The following is a 16711-nucleotide window of genomic DNA, read 5'->3' as shown; positions in this document are numbered from 1 at the left end:
CGCTATCCTTTGCTTTTTTCTTTAACCTCGGTTTATTATATAACAAATCCAGATGAGTTCAAGCAAAACCTTACTTGTTGTATTTGTTTAAGCAACACATTATTATTCAATAGAAAGGATTTGTGTTGCGTATAGAATTTAGTTGCGATAGGATGACATAGAAGATGCATGAAAAAAGGAGATGAGATACATGGAAGATACACTGTTACATCATTTGCATACAAACGACACGGAGGCGTTGAAAACATTTCTTTTCACGATTGAAGAATTGCCTTTATTACAGGTTTTCACATCCTTATCCGCCAATGAGAAAGCCATTGTTTTTCGCTTATTGCCAAAGGATAAGGCGTTGGCGTTGTTTGAAGCACTACAACCAACTGCGCAACATCATTTATTGCGTTCTTTTACTGATGAAGGTGCAACAGAATTCTTCAACGACATGGCACCTGATGTTCGGGTCCGTTTATTGGACGAATTGCCAGCAAGCGTCACCAAGAAACTCCTGCAATCCTTGACGGCTTCTGAAAGGGACGCAACCAATTTGCTCTTAGGCTATGAACGAGAAACTGCAGGCCGTTTGATGACACCAGAATTTATTACCTTAAAGAAGGAAATGACCGTGGAGGACGCTTTAGCAAAAGTACGCCTGCAAGCCAGAGAAAAAGAAACGATCTATACACTCTATGTCACTGATCAAACGAAAAAATTACAGGGTGTTTTATCGTTGAAAGAATTATTGATTGCCGAAGGCTCGCAGTTGATTGCAGACATCATGTCCCACGAGGTGATTTATGTTGCGACGGATACCGATCAAGAAGAAGCAGCTCGTTTGCTGAACGAGATCGATGTGATCGCACTTCCTGTTGTGGATCGTGAATCCCGGATTGTCGGTATTGTCACTGTCGACGATGCCATCGACATTCTGGAACAAGAAGCGACAGAGGATATGTTCAACCAGGCTGGGTTAGCGGATGTCGCCTCGAATGAAGCTGACCGCAGCAACGTCTTGATCAATGGCAATGTTTGGCAAATCTGGAAAGTACGTCTGCCTTTCTTAGTCATTACATTGATTGCTGGTTTGTTGGCCGGTGCCGTGATCGATGAATTTGAACAGACATTGGAATCAGTCGCAGCCGTCGCGATTTTTATTCCATTGATCATGGATATGGGCGGGAACGTCGGCACACAATCGTCAACAGTATTCGTTCGGGGGATGTCATTAGGGCATATTGATCTTTCGTCATTCACTAAATATTTTTTAAAAGAAATCTGGATCGGGTTGAGTTTGGGCTTGATCGTGGGCATTATTTCTGGTGTAGCTGCTGCTTTTTGGCAAGGTATTCCGATGCTAGGCGTCGCTGTCGGCATCTCATTGGTCTTTGCCATGACATTAGCTGCAGCATTAGGCTTCCTAGTTCCTTTTGTCCTGATCAAATTGAATATTGACCAAGCAGCTGGCTCAGCACCGATCATTACTTCAATCAAAGATATCGCAGGGTTGTTTATTTACTTTGTGTCGGTAAATGCATTACTGGGACATCTGTTGTAAAAAGCTATCCAAAGATGGCGGAAGAGGTTCAAATGAATAACCAAAAAGAGACACCCTCACTACAATGGTAAACGTAGTGAGGGTGTCTTAGGCGTATGCCCCTGCCAAGGTATGTCTAGTATAGTTGCTTTGTCATAGAAACACAATCCTATTTTGAAAAAAATGATCGCTCAGCTTTCTCGCAAAATCTTTTGCAGCGCTTTGCCTTTGGCCAATTCATCGATCAGCTTATCTAAATAACGAATCTCTTGCACCATAGGCTCTTCGATCTCTTCGACACGGATCCCGCAAATGACGCCAGTGATCATTTTTCTAGCTGGGTTCAAGCGCGGGGCTTGAGTAAAAAAATCAGCCATTGACACTGCGCTTGAAACTTGTGTGTCAATGCCGGCTTGGTCATAGCCAGTCAACCACTGAATAATAGCAGCTACTTCTGCTTTAGACCGCTGCTTTCTTTCGGCTTTAGCGATATAGAGGGGATAGACCTTTGCAAAACTGATTTCTGTGATATGTTGTCTAGCCATTTGTCTGCTTCCTTTCTTTTTCTTCAGCATACGTGATTGCGCTAGAATTGTCGAGTGTCAGTATAAAAGATACGTCAGAAAATGATTTTCCCATCTTGTTCACGAAATCCATACACTGGTTGCCGTTGCTCCCCATCCCAATAACGCAAGGTCAAATTTTTGTGCAGCATCAATTGCGTATACAATTCTTTTAGCGTCAAGGCGGATTTGTGGGGTTCAAAAAACAGGATCAATTGATCGTGACTATCCACCGCGATCGTTGTGAAGGGAACTACTTTCTCCTTGTATTGTAAGTATATACCAGTCAATTTTTCTGGATCGGCGCCATTGGATAAAGCAGTGAGTAAATCACGGGCTTTCATGATTGTTCCACCTTTACAGGTCGTTGGCAGTGGTCCATGTCCAACATGATTTTTGTCTTGCCATACACAGTATATTTTTGGACCACAAACTGTTTACGAGGGTTCCAGTAGCCGCCGACGACTACATACATGCCTTCATCCACATCACCTAAGAAGTTCAAACTATGTTTAGCAATCAGGCAATTGGTCGTGCCAATCGTAAAACGCAAGAGGGGAGGTGCCCCAAAAGACAACATTTTGATTTTTGAAACTGTTCCTTTCATCGTTTCCAAGATCAATCATTCCTTTCTATGCCATAGCCTGCTCTTTAACCTTCCACATAAAACCATTTCTTTTCTTCAAAAAAAGCCGCGTGCCGAATTTCATCATAATGCACCTTTTCCGTCGTTTCTCCGCTGAGATAGATACCAAGGGAATCATAGCCGCTGATTTTGCCTATGATGTCTGGTGGATAGTGCCCCTCTGGATCGACTTCTTCCCGTTGGATCGCTACGGTGTAATTTTTTTTCATCGCTTCAAATAAACACTGATTGATTTCTTCTGGTGTGAGTGCTTGCTTTGGCGGACAGTGAAACTGTCGTAAAGCTTCTGTATCGATTTCCGTTGTATGTTCAGAAAGAAAAAAACCTTGCCATTTTAATTTTTTTCGATCTTCATAAGGTTGTATCATACCCATCACGATCACCTCTTAGCTATATCATACAAACATTTGTTCCCTTTTGTAAAGCGAACAGGTTTTTAAATTTACGTTTTACGCAACAATGGCATCGATTCGGGCAAAACTTGTATTTAGTATGATAGAAGGTACATGTGCGGATGAGAAAAGAGCGTTGTTTTCTCAGAATAGGCTAATGTCTGAAAAAAAGTCCTTTAGAGAAAGCCGTATTATACGTTGAATCATTATCGGAAAAGTTATTTAAAAATCACTGGATACTGACAGCATCGCAACAAGTAGTTCTTTTCATTTCTTTTTGTTTCATTTTAAAAAAACAGTTTTTTTTAAAAAATAACTTTCCGAATGTATAGTGAATAGTGTGCCAATGTTTGCGCTTTTGCGACGTAAGCTTGTTTGTTGACCAAGAGGGCATCTTTGGGACTAGTTTAGATGATGCAAAGTCATCTGTTTCATTATGTTCACCAAAAAAGTTCAAAAGGAAAGAAAGAGAATGAAATCATGAAAAGTCATCAATTTGCAACCGCAGCAACCATCACAGCACTAGCTTTGGGCAGTACTCAGACCATTTTTGCCGAAGAAACTACGGAAACCGCACTGAAATCTGTGCAAACGCAAGGAACGATCACGTTCGAGAGTCCAGATGGGCCTTCGATCATTGTTCCGCCAGTTGAAGAACCAGACATTATCCCAGAAGAACCAGATAAAACTGCAGGGCCTTTAGCTATCGTTCATGCGCCGAATCTAGACTTCGGGACGCATGAGATTTCAGTTCAAGACGAAACATATACAATGCTGGCAGAAAAAGCAAAGACAGGTGATGGAAAAGAGGTCCCATATGTCAGTTTTGTTCAAGTACAAGATTTACGTGGCTCAAATACTGGATGGAGTCTAAAGGTCAGCCTAAGTGCGTTTACATCAAATACGCAAAATAATACGCTAAAAGGGGCTGCACTGACATTTGAACCCGGTGTACTGAACTATTCTGGAGATGAAATCAGTAAACCAAGTTTTGAAGAGGAAATAAAATTAAGTGCAGATAGTGAAAGCCAAAAAGTAATGGATGCGGTAGTTAAAGTCGTAGACGAAAAAACAGTCGGGGAAGGGGCTGGTGTAACATCGTTGATTTGGGGGGATCAAGAAAAATTGAACAAAGCAGAGCCTGATGAACAGGTACTGAATGACGCGATTACACTCTCTGTACCAAAAACAGCCACCAAAGATGCTGCAGAATATACAGCAACGCTGACATGGGAGTTAACAAGTACACCTGCAAATGTCATCGACTAGTAGAAAATAGGAAAGGAAATTCTTCGGCATGCGATTTTTTAGATTAAACAATGTATTCGTAAAGAAGTCCATCATTCCTATAAGTATGCTGATTTTTTTCTTCTTTGGTAGTGTCTTGACCCATGGGGATGACAGAGCTGACTTTTATGTCACACCAAATTTACCGAAAAGTCAGCTTGCCGATAGTGAAAATTACTTCAATGTATTGTTGGCACCTCATACAAAAGAATCTTTGAAATTAACCTTGATCAACGCAAAAAATGAACCGTTGACCGTCAATGTTACAGCCCATACAGCCTATACGAACAACAATGGCGTCGTAGAGTATAGGAAAGATGCGGACACCCCGGATGCGTCATTGAACTGGTCGATCGCAGCTTTATTGGCAACCCCAGGTATCGTTAAACTGAAAGCCAATGAAACAAAAACGATCGATATCACCCTTACAATGCCAAAAGAACTATTCTCTGGCGTGTTGGCCGGGGGAATCAGACTGCAAAAAGTAAAAGGATCTGAAGAGGCTTCAGAAGAAACCGATAAAAGCCAACAACTATCCATCGAAAATGAATTTGCTTATGTGATTGGTGTGGTGGCCAGAAATGAACAAGAAAGCATGTCGCCTGATTTGACGTTGCTGGATGTATTCCCTGATCAACTGAACTATCGCAACGTCTTCAGTGCAACGATACACAACAGCTTGCCCACTTATGTGAACCAACTAACTGTTGAGGCAAAAATAAAACGTAAAGGCAGCAATGACATACTGTACCAAACGAAAAAAGAAACGATGCAAATGGCGCCCAACTCATCCTTGGATTTTCCAATTTCTTTAGCAGGGGATTCCTTCAAAAGTGGGAGCTATGTTGCAGAAATCAGTGCTTCATCCGGAGAAAACACATGGGAATGGACCAAAGCATTTACAGTTAAATCAGATGAAGCAAAGGCATTCAACCAAAGCGATGTGACCATCGATCATTCGCTGAAATGGTGGTGGATCATCCCTGCTGTGATAATCAGTTTGTTGAGCATTATAGTTTTGCTTTTGGTCAAGCAAAGAAATCTCAATCACATGACCCAAAATAACTAATTTCAGAAAGATATGCAAAAAAAGCTTATTCAATCAAAAATGATAAGCTTTTTTTGCATATCTTTATTTTTTTACCCGTTACAGAGATTCTTCAATCATTTTGGTTAATGTTTTTCTATCCCATAGTTCGACATTTAACTTTTGTGATAATTGCTTGGCAGATTCAGTATAGTAGCTGTTTGTTAATACAATTGCTTGATCTAGGGAATAATAGCCAATGCCAGCATAAACTTCTTGAATCGCTTTATTGCCCACATTCTTTTTCCAGCGCTTACATTGGATTCCATAAGTAATACCGTTTTTAGTAGCAATCACATCGATACCTTGATCGCCGTAATCCTTTGTCTGTTTGATTTGTTCAAATTGATGTTTAGCCAATAGAAATGTAGTATAGGCTTCAAATTCATTTCCGGTCATTACATCTATGTGTTCTAATTGTGCATTTGAAAACCTTTTACGCCTGCTTAAAAGGGGATAGAGCAGAGCTAGTAATCCTAAAAAAATTGCACCAAGACTTATATATAAGATGACATCATAAGTAGAGTCGAAAAGAATATAAAAAACTAACAGAAAAACCCCCATACTAAATACACCAAATCGCTCATTTTCCTTTTTTGACATATGGTTCCCCTTAAATGTTTTCTAATATTATATCATAATTAGGTATTTATTTTTTTTTTTTTGATAAATTTAATTCAAACGTGTATGAACTACTTTTAAAACGTATCAATAAGTCCGATCAATTTATAAAGCTGTAAATATGCTACGATTGATTCAATTTCTAGATGACATGCAGTAGAAACAAAATAGTATACTTAAAAAAGAGCAATCAACTTTAAGGATTCAAAGACAAGGATGCAATCCAACTGATACACATCAATGCAGTCATTGATGATTTGTTAGCGCTGGAACCACAAACGTATCAAACAAATTTCAAGTTGATCATGAAAACACTAAAAAGAAGAACTTTAAACAACAATTAACGAAATTGGGCTAAAAAGAAAGGTTTCTATGTAAAAATACAATTAAGAGAGACCCTGAAAAGATAAAAACAGACTTGTTGGCGTCTTAACTTTTTTCTAAATAACCTCGTATAATATATAAACTTTCAATGTAAGTTGAAAATGTCAAAAAACGGTATATTTCTATATTAAATAGATTAATATCTCCAATTTCCTCTCTTTTGATGGTAAAATTAAAAGAAAAAGTGAGTTGGTGTAATATGAGTATGGATGACAGAGAATATTATAGGAACTATAAAAAAGAGCAAGTAAAAAAGCAAAAAGTCAATTACAGTACTTATTCGACAAATACGACATCCCAAAAAACAATCATTGGATGGAAATGGATCTTTCTTTCTATTGCGTTCTCAGCTATTCTATGGTATCTATCAGGTTCTTTAGAATGGCCAATAAGATTTTTGTTTATCAGTATACCAGTTACTACAATTACTACTACTAGGAAAACTTATAGGGGTTAGGAGAATTGATAATGGGGATTGTTTTTTTTGTTGTTTCTATATTAGCGCTAATTTTGTATGTAGTTATATGTGTTGACGTAAAAAAGCTTAGGGTAATGAATGCGGTTCTTATATTGTTGATGTGTTACCTGATATATAATTTATTTATGTATGTAGTTGTCTTCAAAGCATTCTAAAATAATATTTATCTTTTATAAAATGATAAATATGGTATACTTTTGAAGTCGGCCGTTACTCCTGTTTTTTAATGGGAGGGGGTGATTTTTTGCTAGAACTCATTATAAAGCACGTGCTTATACCTTTTATTGTTGGCATATCTGTTGGTTTAATAAACAGATGGCTCGATAAAAAGTAGGGCCGACAAAGGGTTACCAATGACAGTGGTAGCCCTTATTTTTTTGCAAAAAAATAGCACAATGCAGATGACAGCTACATTGTGCAGGGTGTTTGCTAGAACTCATTTCATAAATATTATATATGATTTCTATTGATTCGTCAATTTGGCTTTATCATTCGCTATACGTTGCAAGTCTAAAGATTTCTTTCTTAGTCGCATTAATTCAATTAGTTCAATCAACTCTTTTTCAGTAGCATGATCTACGATATATGATTTAACTAGTTTCAACCATTCCGACCTCGATTTTTCTTCTTTACTACCAAACATTTTCATTTCCCCTTTTTAATAGAGGATCCATCCATCACTCCTGCATTGAATTAATAAACTCTTCAAGTTTTGCTAATTGGTTTTCATTTAATTGTAAATTGTGGTCACTGTCTATATCGCCATTATTTCTATATGGTGAAATACTCAAAAATTCAACAACAGTGATATCAAGTGCAGTACATATCTTAAAAAGCATATCAATTTTTGGAACACTTTTTCTATTTACTAAATTACTGAGAGTAGATTGTCGTATTCCAGTTAAATCAGCTAATCTACTAATTGTTATATTTTTTTTTCTCAGAAAATAGTAAAGCCTATCTATGATTATTTCGTTGTGATTTATCATCCTGTATCACTCCATAATAATATTATTATATACAATATTAATGCTAATAACCAAAAATTGTTAACCAAAAAGTGTTTACTAATCACCATTTTTGGTTTATAATTCTAATTAACCAAAAATGGTTAACGCAACCCAAAAGGAGAGATTGTCAATGTCAGAAAGAACTCTAACAGTTACAAAAGATCAGGAATGGATTATTCGAAAAAGCTTATACTCTGAACTTAATATAAGAGAAGAACAATTAGAATATCTTAATCGTCGCGCAAAAGATAAAGATTATGGTCAAAGTTTGATAGCTACAATTCAGAATGATATACAAGAAATAAATTCTATACTTCGACAATTAGGTTATCAAGCATAATGCTTAATATAAAAAATAAAAAAGGAGGATGTCATATGTTTGTCAGTCAATCAGATTTGATTTTCGAGAAGAAAGAGGAAAAAATAAGCAAAGCAGGAAATCCTTATATCACAATACATTTTATCGATACAAAAAACTATCAACGTTTAGAATTTTTTGCTGATGAGAATCTTACTATCAACTGTGGCGAAGGTGCTAAATGCAAAGTTGTTTTAAAAGCTGAACGTCGCGGTTTTAGCACGAATCTTAACTGCTTGTCAGTTGCAGCAGCTTAGTATGAATGAAGCGCAAGAAAGGCTCTTAGAAGACATCTTAAGCGAGTTAAAGACGTTTAATGATAACTATACAAGCGAACTTGAAAGGGCTGAAAATGAACGTAATAATCAAGCTGTTGAGGATCGCAACAATGCTGAAATACTTGCTGAAGCCGAGAAACAGGCGCTAGAATTGCAAGACCAGCAAATGCAAGAAAATCTTGAAAAAGAAGAAGAACAAGCGAATATAATCAAAGAACGATTTGAATCAACAGAGTCATTACTCGAAAATTCTGAAAAGTCAAATAAGTTGTTGATCCAGACCTTAGAAGAATCAAATCGCGATTTAATATCATCGATCGAAGAATCAAATGATTTAAATGAATCAATCGAAGAGTTAAAACTAGCAATTTTTTCAAATGGTGAAATCTTAGAAAGTGTCAATCAAAATCTAGAAACTAGTTTAATTCAATCAAACGATCAATTTTCAGCTACTGGTTTTGTTGCTGGTGGTGTAGCAATTGTAAGTATAGCTATTCTAGTATTTTGTTTTTTGAATTGGTTCTTTAAACCGTTCTTCACTTTCTAATTTTATAAAAAATTAAATGGAGGGAAAAAATATGTTTACAATGGATATGTTCGAACCGATCATCACAGCAACAACACAATTTGTACCGATTGGTCTTGGCGTTGGTGTAGCATGTTTTGCTGTTACGGGCGTTGCGACTAAAGGCTTCAACTTCATCAAATCTATGTTCTTTTAATTTGATGGAAATCAGGAGAAATCAGAATATCTGGTTTCTCTTTTTTTAATAAAGTAATGGAGGTTAAATAAATGGACAAAGAATTTCAATTATTTTTAAAGAAATACTTTTTTAAATGGTTTATGCGAATCGCAGTATGCTTTTTATTTTTTTTAGCATTTGTGAGCCCAGATTCTGTCGCAGTTCTATTCATGCGTTTGATGAGTGTTCTGATCACATTTACATTAGTCAAACTTTGTTCAATTTGGGTTCGATGGTTACGCACGCCAGCGAGATTGAAAGTCGAGGAAACATCGGATTAGAGAGAAATATAACCTATATTGCAGTTGAAGCACCACCGCCTCAAGTAGTCACTGTGCAAGGACTTGAAGATATAAAATCAAAGCTAGGAGACTTCACTACATCATTTGATACTCAGTTTGAAAAATCTTTTAAAGAGCTTGAAAGAACGGGGCAAAATGTTAGAGATGTTGTTAATAGAGTTGACGATGTAGGGCAATCCGTTAAGACGAGTGTTAATAATTCGAGTTCTATATTAAATAGTATCGGGAATATCAGTACACCGATAATTGGATTTGCTGGTGACATGCTTAGCACATATTTAACAGTTAAGAGTATAAGTGAATTGATGACTTTACACGCTAATACTCTTAATAACAATATTATGACCCAAACAACACAATTAGTGAATTCAATTGGTGCTCCAGTTCAAACTATAAGAGACTTCTTAAAGGTAGGCAGTTCTACTTCTACAAGCGCTAATAGCTCTGATGGACCATTTACTTCATTAATGAAAAATCTAACCAAAGCTGTGATCTCACCGATCGATAAGTTAAATGACTTATTAAAAATCGGTAGTCCTACTTCTACAAGCGCTAATAATTCGGATGGATCTTTTGCTACACTAATGAAAACTCTAACCAGAGCTGTAATCTCACCAATTGATGCATTGAATAATTTATTAAAAGTCGGTAGTCCTACTTCTACAAGTGCTAATAGTTCGGATGGAACATTTGCTACGTTAATGAAGACTTTAACCAGAGCTGTGATCTCACCAATTGATGCATTAAATGAAGTTTTCAAAATTGATAACGCTAATACTATAAGTGCAAATAATTCGGATGGAACTTTATCTACGCTAATGAAGACTTTAACCAGAGCTGTGATCTCACCAATTGATGCATTAAATAAAGTTTTCAAAATTGATAACGCTAATACTATAAGTGCAAATAATTCGGATGGAACTTTATCTACGCTAATGAAGACTTTAACCAGAGCTGTGATCTCACCAATTGATGCATTAAATGAAGTTTTCAAAATTGATAACCCTAATACTATAAGTGCAAATAATTCGGATGGAACATTTGCTACGTTAATGAAAACTTTAATGAGAGCTGTCATTTCACCTATTGATACGATTGTTAACATACAAACTGCTATCTCTAATACTGCAAATGCAACTCAAAATCTATTCACGAATAATGGTACATTTACGAACGTTTTAATATCCATAATGCAAAATGTTATCAATCCACTTGAAAGCATACAAAAATTGATGAACGTTGGCAATTCTACATTATCGATCAATAGCAACGATGGATTGCTATCACAACTTTTCAAAAATGGTTTTAACACACTATCAAATGCAATAAGTCAAATTCCTGTATTAGATTTGAATAATATAACTAGCAATATAAGTTCAGGTTTCAACGATGTTATGCAAGGCTTGCAAAATATTAGTGATATTTTTAAGAATGGTTTTGAATCAGTGCTTGAGGGTATCAGCAGTTTATTCGTTCCTAATGGTGCAAATCTCAAATCAAATTTTGACGATTTAGTGACTACTGCTAATAAAAAATTGCCGTTCATATTTACTCTTCCAAGTTTTATGCTAGCACTGTTTACTCCAATTTCTTCAGATTGGTTTGAAGCTGTTAGTTTCAATTTTATGGATGTACAGGCGAATTTTAATAATACTGCTCGACCTTTAACAGATATTTATATACCTGTATTTAGAGATATTATACGCTTGTTGTTATGGTTGACGTTGATCATGAAATGTTATAAGCGTGTAGTGGTTGGATCTGCAATTACAGATGGGGGAGATACTACTTGATTTTAGATGCAATTTTCAACTTATTTTTCGGATTAATCAATGGTATTCTTGATTTTCTTCCAACCCTTAATTTTTTGATTGATTTACCAGATACCACAAATTTCCGAATATTCTTGGGGTATGCTGATTATTTTTTTCCTGTCCAGACACTAATCATTGTTGCTGGTATCTACTTTGATTTTTCTCATAGCATGTTCATTTGGCGATTTATCAAAATGTTATGGAAATTAATACCTTTTACTTAACATCTAACATATTTTTTTAATTTACTATTTTTAAACTATCGGAAATTTTTTTCTGGGTGCAGGCTTGACCTGTACCAGAAAAAAATTCGATTTTTAAAGTGAGGTAGAAAAATGCAAGAGATTTATAAAAAAGTTTTTAAAGGCCATAAATTTTGGCGTTTGTGGTATTACGTTTTTAGAGATTTGAAACTTGAATCGGATAACAAGAAAAAGGGGATCGTAAATTTTAAGCATTTCGGATTGACTTTGTTTTGTGGTCGTCAAGGATCTGGTAAAACAATGAGTCTTTGCTACTATGCGCTGTATATTATGCGGAAATATCCAACAGTCAAAGTTTTATCTAATTTTGGGTTTGTATATCAGCATGATGAAATATACAGCATATACGATATTGTTGAAGCAGCAGAAAAAGCAGAATCGGAAGGGTACGACGGTACGCTTATATTGTGGGATGAGCTTCAGAATGATTTTGACAGCTATTCTAAAGTTTCTACTGAGGTTTTATCATTCATCACTCAACAGCGTAAGAGAGGCGTTAAAATACTTGCTACGTCTCAAGTCTTTACAAGGATCTCGAAGCCTTTACGAGAACAAACTTTTGAAGTAGTCGAATGTCGTACATTCTTTAACAGATGGACTCGTGCAAGATTTTATGATGCGATCAATTATATTGAAAATATCGAAAAGTCACAAGATCGTAAGCATCTGCAAAAAGGCAGACTCTTGAGCTTTATACAAGAAGACACCTTGCGAAAATCTTATGATTCTTATGCTGTTATTGAACGTTTGATAGATAAATCTAAAAAAGAAAAAGACAAAGAACCGGCTAACTTGATTGTTATAAACGAATAAAACCGAATGTTTGATAGACCAGGAACGATCATAATCACACTATTAACCGAACGATAATGTTTCAAAAAACTAAAAGTATATTAAAACTATTATAACTAATTATATTCAAATAGTTGGTTTACATTAATTCGATTATTTAAATGTGACTTGCATCGATATTTTACGAATAGTGTAAAAAGTTTTCCACAGTTTTAAAATCAAGAAAACAAACAAAGTGTGCATTATCCACATTTTTATTTTCTAAACGCTAAACGGTGTAACACGTGCGTCTATGTTTTTGCTTTATTTTATTAGTTTTTCAGCATAGTTCAATAAAGTCATGCCGAACAAAATAATTATAAGAAATTTTGATAGTTGAAAATAGTCTGTTTGTAAGTAATTTTGAGTTAATACGCTATGAAAGACGATGCTAGCGCCTACAATAGCTAATAAAACAGCATATAATTTTCTTGCTATAGAATTCACCACCTTTAAAATAAAGCGGTGTAAAACATAGACACACGATAAATATAGTTTACTACAGTTATCCACAATTTCGAAATCAGAAATCAAGTTATCGTGCAGTCAAGTATAAATGTCACGAGCCAGCGAGTTTTATGCCTTGACGGCTGCAAATCAATCTCCAGAGCCTTGAAGCACTAGGGATGCCAAAGCCATTCCTAGACACCTGCCGACGGGGCGTGCCCCCAAGCATGGGGGAGTGGGGGGCTGACCTATTAAAGTTTGGAGGTGGCCTTTTCAAAGGCTACGGTTTTAAAGCAATCTAAATTAAATTTTTGGGGAGTGATCAAATGTTAAGCTATGTCGAATTTTTAGAAGTTGTCGAGTTTCATGTATCAAAGATTTCAAACACTGATCGTATGTCGCAAGCATTGACGCTTAAGATCCCACGTACCAAAACAAAATTTCACGTGCAGATCTGCAATCGTATTCGTTTACCGGATCTAAAAAAAGGCGATAAAGTCAAGTTGGTGCTTGATTTTTATACTTGCGCGAGATCAAAGATGCTGCGCTGGACTGTCAGAGATGTGATCTTACTACATGATTTATCAAATGTTAAAACAGAAATTGTCAAAAAGTCGAAAAAGTGATTCGCATTTTACTGCAGTAATAAGTGCTTCACTTTTTAAATTTGGATTATTTAAGTGAGTCGCTTTTGTCCAGGATGTAAGTGATTCACCATTCCTGATTTGAGTAGTTGGATCCAAACGCATTATATAAAAATATTGTAGAGGTGGTAAAAAGATGGGTGTAGCAATAAATAAAGATCGTAGATCAGTAACTTTAAGAATTAAACATTGGGAGTACCTAAGCGAAAAAGCAAAAGCATCAAAACAGAAACATCCGTATTGTGGCCGTTATACAATCAGCACTGAGATCGAACGATTAATAGAACAAGACATCGAGTTAAAAAAGGCGGGTTTTATCAAATGAGTGAGAAAACAAATTTTCTTGAAACCCCCGTAACTAACAGGGGGGTATACAATACAAGGCAAATCTCTCTAGCTTATGTGGCACAAGAGTTACACCTTGATCGCGACTGACAGACTGTCTTACAAAATAGTATAACAAGGTAGGTAGGTTGTATGAATGATGTTTCATTAGAATTTGTTGAGCAATCTAAACGCTATATCACAATAGACTGGCTGACTGCTAGCTTCAACATTAATCTTGATGTACACGATTTTATAGGTGAAATTTTGTTTATGGATTATCATGATTTCGAATTTGAAGTGGGTGGATTAGCGCGATCATATCGCTATGGGAACACTGCTAAATTTGGTGATATTCATATTTATTATTCTAACAATTTGGATGTTGAAAATGGCTTGAACGCTGGCTTTACAATCATTTTCAGAGGGCAAGGCTGCAGACAATTTGAAAGCTATCGCTGGTCGGATGGATCTTGGTGCTGGTACGATACAATCAAAACTTTTTTCTGAATGATTGCAAATTTACTAGACTAGATATTGCATTAGATTTGATCAATACAAAATATACTTGGCAATTTTTGCTTGAAAAAATTTATCAGAAAACATTGATTTTTCGTGGCGACGTTCGTCGTCACAATAAGATCAACACAAAAACAGGCGAAGATTATCATGCTAGTATTTATATTGGATCTAAACCTCAACAATTAAACGTTTATGACAAAAAAGGTGAACGTTTTGATCGTGCTAGTCAAGAGTTTGATGTTGAAAATTGGATTCGTTGGGAGTTGCGTTTAAGTGGTGAAAAAGCATATTTAGCATGCATAGAACTTGAAAACGGTCGATCGTTGTCTGATTTGTTTTGTGGCGTATTAAGAGCGCATTATCGATTCGTATAACTCGCACTGGTGATAAAAACTTGTCAAGACGTAATGACGCACGTTGGTGGTTAGAATTTCTGGGAAATGCAGTTGAAACAAAACTATATGTAGATAAAGACAAGCCGACCCTTAAAAAGAAAGAAAACTGGCTTGAAAAACATGGACCAGATAAGTCAGAACTCATGCTTTATTTAAAAGATTACTTTGTTTATGGATCGGCAAAAGCGTTTGATAAACTCACTAAAAGAATTCAAAGGCAAAGCTATAATCTAACTGTTGATGACTTATCAATGATCTTACAAGGTGTTTATGAAGAATGTTCGAATGCTGGTGTTATCAGCAAATATTCTAAAAATCAGATTATTGAGGAATTGCACAAAATTCAATTTAGAAAGGAATCTGAATGATCTATATGAAAATCAATGAATTGATCGATCAATATCAAAAACAAGCTGAAAAACTTGAAATCAAATTAAAACGGCTATCCGTAAAAGAATTAAAATCGTCAACCGACCAGCAACGCATAGGAATCATTCAAGGTCAATTAATGCACATTGATACAGTCATTGATGATTTGCTTGCGCTGGAGCCGCAAACGAATCAAACAAACTTCAGATTGATCATGCAAACATTAAAAAGAAGAACTTTAAACAACAATTAACGAATATTAACGAATTTGGGTTGAAAAGAGAGGTTTTTCCATAAAAATGCAATTAAGAGGGACCCTGAAAGGATAAAAACAGACTTGTTGACGTCTTATCTTTTTTCCATGTAACTTTGTATAATATATATTATGTAAACTAAAATAAATAATTTTCCTTACTGTCCCAGATTTGTTAAAAAATGCCTACATCCTCCTTCTTAGAACCACTTATTTGCCCTTGATATCTCTAAAACAACACTACGTGCGAAAAAATTCGTAAAAAATACATAACTATACAAAATATATCAATCAAATCATGTATAAGCAAATGCCTGCCTAGGTCCACAAGCGACTGACGATTTCTAAGTGGTTCATGACTGAAGCTTTGCGAATAACACCCATGCCTGGGAATTTTTCTTGATCAACAGCATTTTGCAGCAATTGCAATCCAGCGGTATTTGTCGGAAATCGTTGTTCATGATCAGAAAGTTGCACCATTACTTGAAAAAATTTATCTTTCTGACTAGGCAGCTCGTCATCAGAAACCAAATGTACGAGCTGTAGATCAGCCGTTTCATCTAAAAAAATCCAGTGAAGTGCGATACGATTTGATGGATAGCTTGATTCGTAATAAATTTTGCTATCGATCGAAAAGTCGCTGTATCCGTTAAATCCCAATTGATGAAAAGACTTTTTTCGTGAAGAAAAAAATTCTGTGGCATATTCTGTGTAAAATAGATTTTTCGGTAAGCGTGTGAATGGATCTTCCATAATGATTTTGGGACCTTTCACATGTGTTAACAGACGAAATTCTTTGCTCACTAATGTTGGAATATGATTCGTCGACCAATCACTTGCTAAAGCAGCCTCAGCGTGATGTATGATCCACATATCCGGCTGTGTGTCATAGGTTTCGATGGGCTGTTCAACGATTCTTGCTTTGGCTAATGGAATGGCCGCTAATGCTTGCAATCCGTCATCGGTCAAGAAATCACCTGCACTCGGGTTGTCGATGATCAAACAAGGATGATTTTTTTGTTTAAACAAATCAATCAGTGACCAAAAAGTTTTTGATTGTTTGACTGGTTCAATGATGGGTTGGACTTGTTTTGATAACAGATCTGCTTCTAACAATGTTTTCAATGCCAGCAAATCAAATTGTTTGCCCCGTAAATATGGATAGTACACCC

General features: G+C 36.0%; 22 protein-coding genes. 14 read left to right on the top strand and 8 right to left on the bottom strand.

What is annotated here, in order from left to right; all coding sequences use genetic code 11:
* The first annotated feature begins 190 nt into the window (after positions 1-190).
* On the top strand, positions 191-1549 hold the full coding sequence (gene mgtE, locus ACYVRS_RS13035; protein WP_312497726.1) for a magnesium transporter: 1359 nt from the start codon (positions 191-193) through the stop codon (positions 1547-1549).
* A gap of 170 nt (positions 1550-1719) precedes the next feature.
* On the opposite strand, the gene ACYVRS_RS13030 is transcribed toward mgtE, so the two are convergent.
* The 4 genes from ACYVRS_RS13030 to ACYVRS_RS13015 form a co-directional block, all read right to left on the bottom strand.
* Positions 1720-2073 (bottom strand): DUF2200 domain-containing protein, encoded by a 354-nt coding sequence (locus ACYVRS_RS13030; RefSeq protein ID WP_312497727.1) that lies wholly within the window; start codon positions 2071-2073, stop codon positions 1720-1722.
* Between the two features lie 74 nt (positions 2074-2147).
* Positions 2148-2435 (bottom strand): hypothetical protein, encoded by a 288-nt coding sequence (locus ACYVRS_RS13025; RefSeq protein ID WP_461197530.1) that lies wholly within the window; start codon positions 2433-2435, stop codon positions 2148-2150.
* On the bottom strand, positions 2432-2707 hold the full coding sequence (locus ACYVRS_RS13020) for a hypothetical protein (RefSeq protein ID WP_054114981.1): 276 nt from the start codon (positions 2705-2707) through the stop codon (positions 2432-2434). Before ACYVRS_RS13020 ends, ACYVRS_RS13025 begins: the two co-directional genes overlap by 4 nt.
* Positions 2708-2742: 35 nt before the next feature.
* The gene (locus tag ACYVRS_RS13015; RefSeq protein WP_461203503.1) at positions 2743-3111 is read right to left on the bottom strand and encodes a hypothetical protein; all 369 of its coding nucleotides are present in this window, start codon (positions 3109-3111) and stop codon (positions 2743-2745) included.
* Positions 3112-3609: 498 nt separating this feature from the next.
* Between ACYVRS_RS13015 and ACYVRS_RS13010 the strand changes: the two genes are divergently transcribed.
* Together ACYVRS_RS13010 and ACYVRS_RS13005 are read left to right on the top strand one after the other, a co-directional pair.
* The gene (locus ACYVRS_RS13010) at positions 3610-4398 is read left to right on the top strand and encodes a WxL domain-containing protein (RefSeq protein ID WP_461203502.1); all 789 of its coding nucleotides are present in this window, start codon (positions 3610-3612) and stop codon (positions 4396-4398) included.
* A 28-nt stretch (positions 4399-4426) separates the two neighbouring features.
* The gene (locus ACYVRS_RS13005) at positions 4427-5485 is read left to right on the top strand and encodes a WxLIP family cell surface protein (protein ID WP_461197526.1); all 1059 of its coding nucleotides are present in this window, start codon (positions 4427-4429) and stop codon (positions 5483-5485) included.
* A 78-nt stretch (positions 5486-5563) separates the two neighbouring features.
* Here ACYVRS_RS13005 and ACYVRS_RS13000 read toward each other — a convergent pair whose 3' ends face one another.
* The 3 genes from ACYVRS_RS13000 to ACYVRS_RS12990 form a co-directional block, all read right to left on the bottom strand.
* Positions 5564-6106: a restriction endonuclease gene (locus ACYVRS_RS13000; protein ID WP_461203501.1), complete on the bottom strand. Its 543-nt coding sequence runs from the start codon at positions 6104-6106 to the stop codon at positions 5564-5566.
* A 1343-nt stretch (positions 6107-7449) separates the two neighbouring features.
* Entirely contained in the window at positions 7450-7629 is a 180-nt protein-coding gene (locus ACYVRS_RS12995) for a hypothetical protein (protein ID WP_461197524.1), read from the bottom strand.
* Positions 7630-7663: 34 nt separating this feature from the next.
* Positions 7664-7975 carry a helix-turn-helix domain-containing protein gene (locus ACYVRS_RS12990; protein WP_461203500.1) on the bottom strand — a complete coding sequence of 104 codons (312 nt, stop codon included), beginning with the start codon at positions 7973-7975 and terminating at the stop codon, positions 7664-7666.
* A gap of 151 nt (positions 7976-8126) precedes the next feature.
* Between ACYVRS_RS12990 and ACYVRS_RS12985 the strand changes: the two genes are divergently transcribed.
* From ACYVRS_RS12985 to ACYVRS_RS12935, 11 genes are all read left to right on the top strand, one after another.
* Positions 8127-8336 carry a hypothetical protein gene (locus ACYVRS_RS12985; protein WP_461203499.1) on the top strand — a complete coding sequence of 70 codons (210 nt, stop codon included), beginning with the start codon at positions 8127-8129 and terminating at the stop codon, positions 8334-8336.
* A gap of 35 nt (positions 8337-8371) precedes the next feature.
* On the top strand, positions 8372-8611 hold the full coding sequence (locus ACYVRS_RS12980) for a hypothetical protein (RefSeq protein ID WP_313511030.1): 240 nt from the start codon (positions 8372-8374) through the stop codon (positions 8609-8611).
* Between the two features lies 1 nt (position 8612).
* The gene (locus ACYVRS_RS12975) at positions 8613-9179 is read left to right on the top strand and encodes a hypothetical protein (protein ID WP_461203498.1); all 567 of its coding nucleotides are present in this window, start codon (positions 8613-8615) and stop codon (positions 9177-9179) included.
* Positions 9180-9210: 31 nt separating this feature from the next.
* Entirely contained in the window at positions 9211-9354 is a 144-nt protein-coding gene (locus tag ACYVRS_RS12970; RefSeq protein ID WP_461197521.1) for a hypothetical protein, read from the top strand.
* A gap of 115 nt (positions 9355-9469) precedes the next feature.
* A complete protein-coding gene (locus ACYVRS_RS12965) occupies positions 9470-11470 on the top strand; it encodes a hypothetical protein (RefSeq protein WP_461203497.1) in 2001 nt (666 codons plus the stop codon).
* 356 nt (positions 11471-11826) lie between these two features.
* Positions 11827-12567: an ATPase gene (locus ACYVRS_RS12960; RefSeq protein WP_461197518.1), complete on the top strand. Its 741-nt coding sequence runs from the start codon at positions 11827-11829 to the stop codon at positions 12565-12567.
* A gap of 1245 nt (positions 12568-13812) precedes the next feature.
* The gene (locus ACYVRS_RS12955) at positions 13813-14001 is read left to right on the top strand and encodes a hypothetical protein (RefSeq protein ID WP_461203496.1); all 189 of its coding nucleotides are present in this window, start codon (positions 13813-13815) and stop codon (positions 13999-14001) included.
* A 152-nt stretch (positions 14002-14153) separates the two neighbouring features.
* Positions 14154-14510 carry a hypothetical protein gene (locus ACYVRS_RS12950; protein ID WP_461203495.1) on the top strand — a complete coding sequence of 119 codons (357 nt, stop codon included), beginning with the start codon at positions 14154-14156 and terminating at the stop codon, positions 14508-14510.
* On the top strand, positions 14477-14896 hold the full coding sequence (locus tag ACYVRS_RS12945; protein ID WP_461203494.1) for a replication initiation factor domain-containing protein: 420 nt from the start codon (positions 14477-14479) through the stop codon (positions 14894-14896). The genes ACYVRS_RS12950 and ACYVRS_RS12945 overlap by 34 nt, the downstream gene beginning before the upstream one ends.
* A gap of 20 nt (positions 14897-14916) precedes the next feature.
* On the top strand, positions 14917-15285 hold the full coding sequence (locus ACYVRS_RS12940) for a hypothetical protein (protein WP_461203493.1): 369 nt from the start codon (positions 14917-14919) through the stop codon (positions 15283-15285).
* Entirely contained in the window at positions 15282-15539 is a 258-nt protein-coding gene (locus ACYVRS_RS12935) for a hypothetical protein (protein WP_313510770.1), read from the top strand. The genes ACYVRS_RS12940 and ACYVRS_RS12935 overlap by 4 nt, the downstream gene beginning before the upstream one ends.
* 318 nt (positions 15540-15857) lie before the next feature.
* Here the strand turns inward: ACYVRS_RS12935 and ACYVRS_RS12930 are convergent, their stop codons facing one another.
* On the bottom strand, positions 15858-16709 hold the full coding sequence (locus tag ACYVRS_RS12930) for a sce7725 family protein (RefSeq protein ID WP_461203547.1): 852 nt from the start codon (positions 16707-16709) through the stop codon (positions 15858-15860).
* Positions 16710-16711: the final 2 nt, after the last annotated feature.

It is taken from the genome of Enterococcus salsurae, assembly GCF_054784955.1.
The sequence above is the reverse complement of the archived record's forward strand: the minus strand, read 5'-3'. Positions and strand labels throughout refer to the sequence as shown.